Origin of the sequence: Erwinia sp. 9145 (assembly GCF_000745075.1) — a bacterium.
Lineage (GTDB): Bacteria > Pseudomonadota > Gammaproteobacteria > Enterobacterales > Enterobacteriaceae > Erwinia > Erwinia oleae.
The window spans coordinates 1,558,798-1,571,738 of sequence record NZ_JQNE01000001.1; the positions used below are offsets into that span (position 1 = coordinate 1,558,798).

The window sequence follows — 12,941 nt, forward strand, 5'->3', positions numbered from 1 at the left end:
TTTCTCCTGTTATTTAATGGATTTAGCAGCCTGCCAGGCAGCGCTGTCATAAAGGTTGTCCGGCACGTCGCCTTTCACGGTGCCGTTGGCGACAAACACCTGATGCTGACGCTTCAGCGTGTCGATATCGGCCGGTTCAAAGGTGATACGGTTCATGCTGTCCCAGCGGCTGAAGTAAATTTCCGCATCGCGCTGGGGCAGGTTAGCTTTCTGCTGAAGCAGGGTGACCACCTCCTGACGGTGATCTTTGCCCCACGCCAGCGTGTCGCGCAGCGCGGCGACCACGCGCGCTACCGTCTCCGGATGCTGCTCAATCAGCTGGCTGCGCACGGCGCCCACGCCGATATAGGGCACGGCTTCGCTGTGGGTGAGCTTTTTCCACTCGTCGGCAAAGCTGCCAAGCGACGTCACCTTCAGTTCATCCAGCTGTTCGATAGTCAGGGAGCGAAGCGCGGCGGCATTGACCTGCTTCTGCACCAGGAACTGCGCCAGGCGCGATTCGTTGCCGCCAATCAGCTGAAAATCATTGGGGCCAATATGGTTGTTACCCTGTAACAACGTGGCGGCGATCACCGCCACCGAGGAGCCCGCAGGCGACATGCCCACTTTTTTACCTTTGAGCTGATCCAGCGAGGTAATGGGCGAACCCTGCGGCACCACAAACTGCACGTCAGCGGGCTGCGTCGCCGCAAATATTTTGATCGGCACCCCTTCCGAGGCGCTGCTGAACACGCCCGCCAGCGGCGCGCCAAAGGCAAGGTCGATGGAGCCGGCTGCCAGCGCTTTGATCGGTGCATTGACGTCCGGGAAGTGCACGAACTCGGCATCAATGCCGCGTTTGGCTAAAAAGTCTTTATTTTCCAGCACCGTACCGTAGCCAAGGCTCACGCCGCTGCTCCAGTAACCGATGCGCACTTTTTCAGCTGCGGATGAATTCAGGGCGAAGAAGGCCCCGGCAGCCAGCACGGCCGCTTTTAATACGTTTTTCATGGGTTATTCCTGTGTGTGAGATTTCCAGCGAAAGAGATGGCGCTCCAGCGGCTTCAGCAGCCCGCCTTCCAGCAGCAGCATCAGCGAGACCAGCAGCAGCGTCCACGCAAAAACCTGATCCGTTTGCACCAGATCGCCCGCCTGCCGCAGTCGGTAACCGATGCCGTCCGATGCGCCCAGCGTTTCCGCCACCAGCGAGACGCGCCAGCCAAAGCCAAAGGCCAGACGCGCGCCGGAAAAGAAGTAAGGCAATATGGTGGGCAGATAAATTTTTGTCAGCGTTTGCAGGCGGCTCATGCGGAAACTGCGCGCCAGTTCGACGTACTGCCGCTCCACGGTTTGCGCGCCCTGCCAGACGTTGGTCAGGATCAGCGGCATCGCGGTCATAAACACCACAAAAATGGTGGTGGCATTGGAGATGCCAAACCAGATGATGGCGAAAATGGCCCAGATGGCGGACGAAACCGTATTGAATACCGCCAGCAGCGGCTCAAAAAACTGCGCCAGACGACGACTTGCGCCCAGCGCCAGCCCGGCCAGCGTGCCTGCTACCGTCGCCAGCAGGAAACCGCTCACCACCCGCGAAAAGGTGGTGCCAATATCGTGCAACAGCGTATGGTTGCGCCACAGCATCAGCACGGCATTGAAGGTTTTTTCCGGGCCCGGCAGTACGAACGACGGCATATTCCGCGCCGCCACCAGCCATATCGCAATAAAAATCGCCAGCAGCGCCAGCCGCTGTATCAACAGCGAGAAAGTAAACTTCATTTATACCTCCATTCGCAGCAGACGGACGTTTTCCGCCACGTCCCGGCCGGTCGGCAGACGCGGGCGGGGCAGCGGCATGTCAACAATCTGGCTGATACGTCCCGGCGCGGGTTGCAGAATGACGATACGGTCGGCCAGAATCACCGCCTCTTCAACGTCATGAGTGACCATCACCACCGTCATATTTTTTAGCTGGCAGATGCGCAGCAGCTCGGCATGCATGGCGCTGCGCGTTTGCGGATCGAGCTTGGAAAACGGCTCGTCCATCAGCAGGATCTCCGGTTCGGAAACCAGGCTGCGCGCCAGTGCGATGCGGCTGCGCATGCCGCCGGAAAGCTGATGCGGCCACTTGTTGCCGACGCTCTCCATCCCAACCAGCGCCAGCGCGTCATCAATACGCGTGCGGCGCTCCGCACGGGGCAGCGTGCTGTTTTCCAGCGCAAATCCAACGTTCTGCCGTACCGAGCGCCACGGCAGCAGCCGGTCTTCCTGAAACAGGTAACCCAGCCTGCGCCACTGGCTGAACCGCGCGATGCTTTCGCCCTGAAGGGTAATCGTGCCGCTGTCGGCAGGCAGCAGGCCAGAGATGATATTCAGCAACGTGCTCTTGCCGCAGCCGGATGCGCCCAGCAGCGCCACGATTTCGCCGGGCCAGACGCTGAACGAGATCTCCTGTAGCACGGTTTGCGTGCCGAAACGTTTGCTGACCTTTTCCAGCCCGATGGTCGGGGCCAGTACGTCCGCCTGTGCGCTCATGAAAAAATACTCCTGTGCTGAATGGGTAACAGCGTGCCGTCAGAGGCGAGCGTGGCGTAGATTTTCTCCAGCGTCATCGCCTGAAACGTCTCAATATGCTTGCGCGCGATGGTCTCGACGCGCTTGCGGTCACCCTCTTCAAAGGCCTGAATCATCGCATTGTGATCGTGGCGGATCTCCGGTTTGGTGCGCTGAACGTTAAAGCCCAGCGCCACCAGCCGCGCCATCTCATCCATCAGCGTGGACAGGGTGCGTAGCAGGTGCTGATTGCCCGCCGCCTCCGCAATCGCCAGATGAAAACGTTTGTTGGCATTCATAAAGACGTCGATGCGCGTGGAGAGCGGCGCGGCCAGTTCGACGCGGCAGTCCGCCTCCAGCTTTTTCAGCAAGTCGATATCCACCTTGCCGACGGCAAGCCTGGCCGCCAGCGGTTCGAGCTGTGCGCGCAGGGTAAAGATCTCCTCGACGTCCTGAAGGGTGATAGGCGCAATGCGGTAACCCTTACGCGGACGCGACTCCACCAGAAAATCATGGCTGAGCCGCGCCAGCGCCAGGCGACAGGTGCTTTTACCCAGCTGGTAATGGGCCATCAGCTCGGATTCGGTGATAAGCGAACCCGGCATCATCTGACAGGTCAGAATGTCGCGGCGTATCGCCAGGTATGCTTTGTCGCTTAACGAGAGAGATTGCGTCACGTTGGCCTCCCGGCCCCTCTTTGTGAGCGGCTCACCGCCGCCATTTAACCTGCTCAATGCGATCATTCTGTGTCAGGTCGGCACCTGCTTCTAATAATTAAAACTGCATTAGATTCCCGAAATTCGCATCATCTGGGCTGCTCAGGGTGTTGATGAGAGCAGGTTAATAACGCGCATTAATGAATCAACAATGGCCTGCGCGCAATGAACCTGATGGCGTGCGGGCCAGGCCCGGCTGCACTGATTCGTTTTATTAACGGATCCACACAGGATTTTGGTGAGCAGCCCAGTTAACGCCGAATTCTCATAAAGTTAGTTAAAAGGATTCTTTTCGATTCGTCAGCGGATCGCCTAACCTGGCCGCCACGCTTTTCAACAATACTGCCGTTGCCTGGTTAAGGAGTTCCCGTGCGTTTGAAGTACCTGGTGCTTTCCCTCTCACTTATTGGCGTCGTGCCGGCGCATGCGCTTGATGACGTCACCGTCGCGCTGGCGATCCCGCCTGCGGTGCATGACGGCGCGCCCTATGCGGCGGCGGAAGAGTTAGGACTGTTCCGGCAGCAGAACCTCGCGGTCAGGCTGCTGGTTTTTCAGGGCGCGGGCGCGCTGCTGCCGCAGGTAGCCAGCAAGCGCGTGACCTTTGGCTACCCCGTTTCTGAACCGGTGATTTCCAGCTATTTCAACGGTAAAAATCCGCTGCCGCTGCGCTACTTCTATAATGGCACCCCGCAGCAGACGCTGGAATATACCGTACTGGCGGACTCCTCCATCAAAACGCTGGCCGATCTGAAAGGTAAAAAGATCGGCGTTGGCGCGCTGACCTGGGGCACGCTGCCCAACAGCCGGGCTGCGCTGCGGGTGGCCGGTCTTGAGCCGGGTAAGAACGTGGAGTTTGTCGCGGTGGGCTCGCTGGGTTCGGGGTTTCAGGCGCTGCGCAGCAAAAAGATTGACGCGCTGAACTACAACAGCAGCTGGGGCGATATTTTTGAACTCACCGGCACTAAAATTCGCCGCATCGCCTATCCCGCCGTATTTCAGGAAAACCCTGGCAACGGGTTTATTGCCCATCAGGACACCTTTAAAGAGAACCCCGATCTGATCCGCCGCTTTGGTCGCGCCTGGACCGAGGCGCAGTATGTTTGTGAGATCAATCCCGAATATTGCGTGAAGGCGTTCTGGCGGCAGCATCCTGAGAGCAAACCCGCCGATGCCGATGGCAAGGGGCTGGAGGACGCCAAAACGCTGCTGTCACGCCGCCTGGCTCGCACACTCTACCGCTCTGACGGTTCGCCCAGAGTGCCGGGCGAGTACGATCTGAAGGTTATTCACAATGCCCTCGCGGCAATGGCGAAAGCCGGGGAATTTCCCGATGCTAATGTGCCGCTTGAGAAAATTTTCTCGAACGAGTTTGTCGCGGCGTTCAACGATTTTGATAAAAAGGCGCTGCGCGCCAGAGCGGAGGCGGCGAAATGAGCATCACGTTAGAGATTGATATTGCCGACGATTTGATTGATGTCCCCCGGCGGATCCACGCGCACGGTCTGGCGGCAGGCGCGGCGCAGTTAACGGTTTCAACGACGCATCCCGACGGCAGCGTCTGGCAGAGCCGGGCCGACTACCACATTACCGCCGACGGCACGTTCAATCCGGAGATCGCCTGTCCGCAGAGCGGCGACTGGCAGGAGGCGGGATCGATGACGCCGGTGGAGGCGCTGCGACAGGTCACGCCGCCGCACAATCCGGCGCTCACCGACAGCGTGCTGCCGCGCCGCATTACGTTTCGGATCGAGGATGCCAGAGGCGCAGTCGCTGAAGCGGTGCTGATCCAGCGCTTTCTGGCGCCCGGCGTCACCCGACGGGAAACGCGAGAGCCGTCCGGCGTGCTGTTTTTGCCCGCCGCGCCCGGACCGCATCCGCTGGTGATAGTGCTGAACGGCTCCGGCGGCGGCACGCCTGAGCAGAAAGCGGCGCTGCTGGCCGCCCAGGGCTATATCGGCTTTGCGCTGGCGTACTTTAAAGCGCCAGGACGGCCGGCGCATATCTCCAATACGCCGCTGGAATATTTCCAGCAGGCTATCGACTGGGTAGCCAGCGAGGTGCCGATCCGCGCCAATTTTGTGGCGGTGATGGGGCACTCCAGAGGCGGCGAACTGGCGCTGCTGCTCGCTGCCACCTTCCCGGAACGTATTGCGGCGGTGATCGGCTACGTACCCAGCGCGGTCATTCACGGCACGCTGCGCGCGGGCGCCCCGGACGAGCCGCGCGATGCCACCGCCTGGCGCTGGCGCGGCGAGCCGCTGCGCAATATCTGGCAGGATAATCCGTACGCGGACTGGCATGCCTTCGACCATCCGCCGCAGCCCGACGCGCCGATCCGCCAGGCGCCTGCCTTCATTAACGTGGAGCGCGATGCGCAGCGCCTCGCCGATGCCCGCATCCCGGTTGAGCGTATTCACGGGCCGGTGATGCTGATTTCCGGCACCGATGACGGCTTCTGGCCTTCCACCGCCTGGTGTGAACGCATTGTCGACGATCTGAAGGAGAGCCGCTGGCCGGTTATCCATCTTTGCCATGAGGGCGCAGGCCATGCGATTGGCTTTCCCTGGGTACCAACCACCAACATTGCCAATGTGCATCCGGTGGCGGGCGTGCGAATTGACGGCGGCGGCACGCCTTCGGCCAACGCGCGTGCCAACCGCGAGAGCTGGCCGCAGGTGCTGGCGTTCCTGACGGCGGCAGTGGCGGCGCATGAGGGCAAAGCATGACGGCGCTGGAACTGAAAGACGTCGGGCTGACCTATGCCACCCGACGCGGTGAAATTGATGCGCTGGCGCAGGTCAATCTGCGGGTGGAGGAGGGCGAATTCGTTGCGTTGCTCGGGCCATCCGGCTGCGGAAAATCCACGGTGCTGAAGCTCGCCGCCGGGTTGATCTCCGCCACGCGCGGAGAGGTGCAGCTTGCCTCGCGCGCGGTAAACGGGCCGGGGCGGGCGGCGGGCGTGGTATTTCAAAAGCCAAATCTGCTGCCGTGGAAAAGCGTGCTGAACAACGTTCTGCTGCCCGCGCGCACGCTGGGGTTGCCGAAAGCGGACGCCCGTCGACGCGCGCTGGCGTTGCTGGATCTGGTCGGGCTGGCGGATTTTGGCGACGACTATCCTTTTGAACTGTCAGGTGGCATGCAGCAGCGCGTCGGCATCGCCCGCATGCTGCTGCACGATCCCGCGCTTTTGCTGATGGACGAGCCGTTTGCCGCGCTGGATGCGCTTTCACGTGAAGCGCTGACCCTTGAACTTCAGCGCATCTGGAGCGAGCAGCGGAAGTCGGTGCTGTTTATCACCCACAGCATTCAGGAAGCGGTATTTCTGGCGGATCGCGTGCTGGTTATGTCCCCGCGTCCGGGAACCATCGTTGAGGAACTGAGCATTCCACTACCGCGTCCGCGCACGCTGGATACCCTGGCGGACGCTGAGTTTATGGCCCTGTGCCAGCATCTACGGAGATTTTTCACCCATGCGTAAAGTGATACCGCTACTTTATCCGCTGATCAGCCTGGCGGCGCTGATTTTGATTTGGTTTCTCTGCGTGCGTTTTTTTGCCATCCCGGATTATTTGCTGCCGTCGCCGGTGGCCGTCTGGAACGCGCTGGCGCAGGGGTTCAGCGACGGCAGCCTGTGGCCGCATATTGCCACCACCCTTGGCGAAACGCTCAGCGGCTATCTGATCGGCAGCCTGCTGGCCGTGCTGTTTGGCGTGGCACTGGCGGAGTCGCAGACCTTTGAACGCTTTGTGTACCCACTGTTGATCGCGTTGCAATCCACGCCAAAGGTGGCGCTGGGGCCGATAATTCTGGTGTGGTTTGGCTTTGGCGCGGCGTCAAAGATCGTGCTGGTGGCGCTGGTGTGCTTTTTTCCACTGTTTGTTAATACGGTTAACGGCATTCGCCGCACCGATGCCGAGCTGTTGGACGCCTGTCGCGCCTTTTCCGCCTCCCGCCGCTATCTGCTGTTACACGTCAAGCTGCCTTCCGCCGCAGGCGAGATCTTCGCCGGGTTACAGATTGGCGTGGCGCTGGCGCTGATTGGCGCGGTGGTGGCGGAATTTCTTTCCGCGCAGAGCGGACTTGGCTATCTGATCGCCTCCAGTTCGGTCAGCATGAGTCTCTCCACGATGTTTTCCGGCGTGGTGCTGCTGGCAATTATTGGCATGACGGGCGCGCAGCTGGTGCGCTGGCTTCAGCGCCGGGTGGTATTTTGGGAAGCGAACCGGCAGGGAGACCATAAATAAAGGCTGTGTTATAAAGCGATATTGAAAAATAAGTATTTTAGAACAGATCGATGAATAAAATTTCATTAGGGTAGTGCGCTAAATAATAATATTTATCTTATAAAAATCAATGTTGGTTATTATGAGGGTAGTGCCGATATTTAATGGGGTGCTGTCAGGATTATTCTTAATTTCTGATTATTGCTAACCGTTACTATGAATTAATGTGGACGCGTTGTCGCAAAATGGCGATATTGAGCGAAGTAGTTGGTCAACTGCTTCGCCGTTCGGCGTTTATATCCATAAATACTTCCAACCCTAACGGTAAATATCTTTTTAGCATTGCATTTTTCTCTGGAGTAAAATGTTATGTTTAAATTTCATCCGGTTTTTATCAGCCTTGTTACTGCCTGTGGCATTATCGCGCCAGCCTCTTCCTTGTCCGCTACGCTTAAGCCTTTTACGCCTGAATTCAATGACAATCGTGCTGGCGTCTTTTGTGTTTGCAATGGTTCCACACAAACTCTGCACGGCAATCAACACTTTGCGCCAGGGCAGGATGGAGGCGGAAGCATCCCCATTGGGGTATTACTGCATACGGGCAGAATTATTTCCGACGATTTGGTGATCGGCGCCGATCGTCTCGACCTGGGGCCGCAGAATTATATTATTAATATCCCGGAAGAAAACGGCAGTGCAAATAATACATTATCGGTTTATAACTCTGCCGCCATAAATGCCCTTGCACGTATTGATGAAAATACCGTGCTGCCCAATTTTTTTAATGTTAATGACGGGCAATATATTGATAGCCGGGTGGCACAGGTCAGTAACGGCACGATTAATGTCGATATTGGGCAGCGTGGTGCATCCACTACGGCCGCGACCAACGGCTGGACGATGGCAGCCAAACAGAGCGATCTCTTTGCCGCCAGAGGCACGGGCACAATGAACTGGAATTCTGCTAATCGCATTGGCTTTTTCGGCGCCTATACGCCCTATACCTATAATCTGGGATATTGGGTGGACAACGTGGTCACCTGGCAGGATGAATTTACGGTTAGGACGCGGGATAATACCGTCACCGCCTTTACTATCCGCAGCGTTGGTGAATTGCAGAAATATAACGACTGGTTAATTGCTCAACTTCAACATGGCAATCTTGGTGCAGACAGCTACAACGGTGAACTGAATAAAGCATTTGCTATTCGCAGCGATGTTATCGCTTACGTTATTGATGCCGATGAGTTTTATGATGAAATCACTCAGCCGATCGGCGAACGCGTCGTATTAAGCGCCGATGGCCCCGGCGCGAAAGTGACCATCGGGCGGCAGGGTACGCTGGAGGTGGTCAATGCTATCGGCGGGGCAATGCGCGCCTCCAACGGCGCCAGCACGCGTATTGACGGCAAGCTCGCCAGCACCAGCAGCGAGGCGCTGGTGCTGCTGAACGGCAGCAGGGGCGTGAATAACGGCGTGATTAATGGCGGTTTCTTTAACCGCGCCAGTGGACGCGGCGTCGATCCCACCACGGTGGGATCGGGCAGTACGGCTGTCTTTGCAGCAGACGGCAGTCGTTTTGTGAATAACGGAGTCATTAACGGTTCCGATAACAGCACCGCTGTGGTGCTGAATAATGCCAGCGGCATCAATAAAGGCGTAATTAACGTGGGCACCACTGAAAACAGAGGCGGTGCCAGCGCGGGCGTGGCGATGAACGACGACAGCGCCAGCTTTATCAATGCGGCCAGCGGACTCATCTACCTGGGACGCACACCGCAAAATTATGTGACGGATCCGACAAGCGATATTGCCATCGCGCACAGCAGCGGCATCGTACAACATTATAATTCCAGCGCTATCAATAACGGCCGTATCATTATTGGCTCAAAAGTGCAGGACGGTGTGGCGATGCGCGTCAGCGATGGCCCGACGGCTCAAACGTTGAACAACGGCGTCATTACCGTTAACGGCAAAGGAAATACCGGCATGCTGGCGGTGAATTCAGGTAGCGGCGGGCAGGTTGGCAACGCTGGCATCATCAATGTTAACGGCAAAAATAATACCGGCATGGGTGTTATCGCCACAGAGGGTAACAGCGCCAGCGCCTGGTCGACTGGCGTGATCAACGTGGCAGGCGGCTCGCGCAGGCAACCTGATCAGGGCGTGACGGTTACCGGCAGGCAGGCCAGTTTTTATCAGAACGGTACTCTTAACCTTACCGGCAGGCACGCCGTCGGCGTCGACGTCCGCGAGGGCGCTACGCTTAACACAGGTGATACCGCGTCGGTTATTTTCCATAAGCCCGATCAAACGGGTTATCAGGCCGCGAACTACGCCTTTGTGAACAGTGCGGGAGGAAGTTACAACGTCACTACCGACCGCTCCACGCTTTATCACCTGAGCAGCGGCACCATTTTTAACCCGCAGACGGCAGCGAATGTCACCCTGAGCGGCGCCAATACCACCGGTATTTTCGCCGACGGCTGGGGAAACGGGCTGTATGGCACCACACTGTATGGCACCGACAACTACATCGTGAACGGCAAAGGCGCGACCGCTATTCGTGCGCAGGAAGGGGCTGATGTGACGATAACCAGCCCCATTGTGTTGAACGGCAATAACACCACCGGCGCGGTGGGTAAGTATGGCGCTGGCAGGCTGGCCAGTACCGCGCCGGTTACCGGCGGCGGCAAGAACGCTGTCGCGTTTGATATTGGTGACGGCATCACCTTTGCTACCACGCCGGCCGGGACGGTGGATCTGACCGGGCGCAACAGCACCGGCATCCGCGTGAAGGGCGGCAGCGCCATCTTCAATCACGCCCTGATAAATGTGCCCGCCGGTATCGGGATGGATATTTCTGACGGCGAGGCGCGCTATTTTCCCGAGGAGTCCCGCCTGACGGCTGGCGGCGTCGCGGCGGTGCGCGTGGGCAATGCAGGCAGTCTCACCATTTATGGTGACACCGCCGAAGGCGCGTATCCGCTCAGCAGCATCGACGCGACCGGCAACGCCGATACCCTCTTACTGACGAAGGGCGCTTCGGCGTTAACGGCCAGTGATATTCAGCTGACGGGTTCTCAGGGCGGAACGGTGATCAACAACCGCGCGGAAACCAGCAACATTTCGCTGAAAAACGTGCGTATTGAGGTTAATAACGGCATCGGCATCCGCACGGCGACGCCGATTGATGCGAACGGCTCCGTTTACGCTGTGGTGGTGGGTGACCAGGCCACCGGATACGCTTTCGGCAATGAGGATGGTTCCGTTACCCACAGTGATTTAATTATTCCCGCTGGCTACAATATTTTTACCTACGGTGCCGCCACGGGCGTGCGCGCAAACACCACCGGGCGGGTGATCGCTGACGGACTGATCTACATTAATGACGCGAATGGCGGTTCGGCCATTGTCACCAGCACCGCGAGCGAGGTGATAAACCGGGGCGCCATTGTCGCGCTCAGTGTCACGTCGCCGGTTATCGATCTGCGCGGCGGTCAGTCGGTGTTTATCAATCAGGGCGATATTTTCGCGCCTTACCCGGAAACCGTGGTAGTGGCGGGAGGCGCATCCAACGATCAGGTTGCCCTGGTTGGCGGCAGCGTGGTAGGCGAGGTGAATACCGGCAACGGCACGGACGTTGTTGAACTGAGCGGCGGCACCTTTAACGGCAGCCTGACGCTGGGCAGCGGTAAAAACAACGTGGCCACCGTGTCGAGGGTGAGCCTGGCAAACACTCGTCACATTACCACCGCAGGCGGCGAAGGCAGCACGCTCAACTTCAGTAACATCACTGCACAGGGCGGCTCCTTCGCTGACGGCGACGATCTGCGCAGAGGCGTTAACCTTGGCGCGGGCTGGAGCACTCTCAACTTCTACAACACCGACTGGACGCTGACCGACAACCTGAAGCTGGCGCACAGCACCATTAACATTGACGCCGGTTCCACGCTGTACGTCGGCAATAACGTTAACCCGCAGCTTTCAGGCGCGACGGAAGACTCGCTGGTGGTAAACAACGCCGGTACGCTGGATTTGACCAACGGCGGCGCGCCGGGCAGCACGCTGACCATTAATGGCGATCTCGTTTCCTCAGGCGGCCGCGTGATCGTGCATTCGCGGGTGGATGAAACCAGCGCACAGAGCGACAGCCTGCGGGTGAACGGCAACGTAAGCGGCACCACGCTGCTGAACGCCACGCTTACCGGCGGCGCATTAAGCGATCGCAATAACAACGGCGTGACGGAGGCCTCGGAAGGCGTCTCTGTGGCACAGGTGACCGGCAATGCCTCGCCTGCCAGCTTTGCATTGCAGGGCGGCTACGCAACGAACGGCGCATGGCAGTATGGCCTTTACAGTTTTGCGCCCGGCGGCGGCAGCACACTCCGCGATTACCGCCTGGCGAACACCTTTGTCTGTGAGGATGGCTCGCTTTGCCAGCCGCAAACGGCGGGAGGCAACCGGGCGGTGCGTCCGGCAGTGGTGCCGCAGCTCCCTTCTTACCTCTCCGCACCGATTGGCCTGGCTTACTACACCCTGGCGGTGACCGACGATCTGCACAAACGGCTGGGCGAACTGCGCGATGCACGGCGTGAATCGGCTGACAGCAGCGGTGAGATGTTTATTCGCTATCTCGGCTCGAATCAGAAATACAAGAGCAACGCTGACCTGCGCCACTATGGCTATGATTTCGATCTGGACTACAACGCCGTCCAGCTCGGCGGTAACCTGGTAAGGCTGGATGGCCCGCAGGACAGCCTGCGCGGCGGTCTCGCCTTCACGCGTGGCAATACGCGCATCCGTCCGCATGCGGCGGATGGCTACAGCTCGACAGACGTCGACAGCGACAGCCTCGCGCTCTATGCCACCTGGCAGCGTGACAGCGGCTTTTACCTTGACGGCGCGCTGGCTCACGACTGGCATCGCGGCGATACCGACATTGCCCGACAAAAAGAGGTGGCGACGCTGAAAGGCCAGGGATGGAGCGCCTCGCTGGAGAGCGGCTATCCGTGGCAGTTGGGTAACGGCGTTCGTCTGGAGCCGCAGGCGCAGGTGATGTATCTGCATTTACGGATGGATGACGTCACCGATAAGGATCGCACCCACGTTGCCTGGGATGATTACGATCAGACCATTGGGCGACTGGGCGCGCGCCTTGATCGCACCTGGCGGGACGATGCCAACCGTCAGTACACGCCTTATTTGCGCACCAACTATTTTCGTGGCTGGGGCGGGACGGCAAAAATGCGGGTGAGCGCAGACGACAGCAGCAGTCAGGATTTCAACAGCGGTAAATTTGGTCAGATGTGGGACGCAGGCGTTGGCGGCACCACCACGTTTAAAAACGGCGTGGCGCTCTATGCCGAAGCCGACTATCGCCAGGAGATTGACGGCAACGGCACAAAAGGGTGGCGCTACAACGCCGGGGTTCGCTGGACCTTCTGAGTGCGGCATAGGGAGGCCGGGC

Annotated in this window: 9 protein-coding genes; 5 read left to right on the plus strand and 4 right to left on the minus strand. The window is 58.8% G+C overall.

From position 1 onward, the window contains the following. Positions 1-9: 9 nt before the first annotated feature. From FA91_RS07695 to FA91_RS07710, 4 genes are read right to left on the minus strand one after another with little or no spacing between them, the layout of a single operon-like run. Positions 10-990, minus strand: coding sequence for an ABC transporter substrate-binding protein (locus FA91_RS07695; RefSeq protein WP_034914231.1), 981 nt, complete (start codon positions 988-990; stop codon positions 10-12). Between the two features lie 3 nt (positions 991-993). Next, positions 994-1,758 (minus strand): ABC transporter permease, encoded by a 765-nt coding sequence (locus tag FA91_RS07700; protein WP_034914232.1) that lies wholly within the window; start codon positions 1,756-1,758, stop codon positions 994-996. Continuing rightward, positions 1,759-2,514: an ABC transporter ATP-binding protein gene (locus FA91_RS07705; protein ID WP_034914234.1), complete on the minus strand. Its 756-nt coding sequence runs from the start codon at positions 2,512-2,514 to the stop codon at positions 1,759-1,761. After that, the gene (locus FA91_RS07710; protein WP_034914236.1) at positions 2,511-3,209 is read right to left on the minus strand and encodes a GntR family transcriptional regulator; all 699 of its coding nucleotides are present in this window, start codon (positions 3,207-3,209) and stop codon (positions 2,511-2,513) included. The genes FA91_RS07705 and FA91_RS07710 overlap by 4 nt, the downstream gene beginning before the upstream one ends. 408 nt (positions 3,210-3,617) lie before the next feature. Between FA91_RS07710 and FA91_RS07715 the strand changes: the two genes are divergently transcribed. From FA91_RS07715 to FA91_RS07735, 5 genes are all read left to right on the plus strand, one after another. After that, entirely contained in the window at positions 3,618-4,682 is a 1,065-nt protein-coding gene (locus FA91_RS07715) for an ABC transporter substrate-binding protein (RefSeq protein WP_034914240.1), read from the plus strand. Beyond that, positions 4,679-5,974 (plus strand): acyl-CoA thioester hydrolase/BAAT C-terminal domain-containing protein, encoded by a 1,296-nt coding sequence (locus FA91_RS07720; protein WP_034914243.1) that lies wholly within the window; start codon positions 4,679-4,681, stop codon positions 5,972-5,974. The genes FA91_RS07715 and FA91_RS07720 overlap by 4 nt, the downstream gene beginning before the upstream one ends. Then, positions 5,971-6,726 (plus strand): ABC transporter ATP-binding protein, encoded by a 756-nt coding sequence (locus FA91_RS07725; protein WP_034914245.1) that lies wholly within the window; start codon positions 5,971-5,973, stop codon positions 6,724-6,726. The genes FA91_RS07720 and FA91_RS07725 overlap by 4 nt, the downstream gene beginning before the upstream one ends. Continuing rightward, on the plus strand, positions 6,719-7,492 hold the full coding sequence (locus tag FA91_RS07730; RefSeq protein ID WP_034914249.1) for an ABC transporter permease: 774 nt from the start codon (positions 6,719-6,721) through the stop codon (positions 7,490-7,492). The genes FA91_RS07725 and FA91_RS07730 overlap by 8 nt, the downstream gene beginning before the upstream one ends. 348 nt (positions 7,493-7,840) lie before the next feature. Then, on the plus strand, positions 7,841-12,919 hold the full coding sequence (locus FA91_RS07735; protein WP_034914251.1) for an autotransporter outer membrane beta-barrel domain-containing protein: 5,079 nt from the start codon (positions 7,841-7,843) through the stop codon (positions 12,917-12,919). The last annotated feature ends 22 nt before the right edge of the window (positions 12,920-12,941 follow it).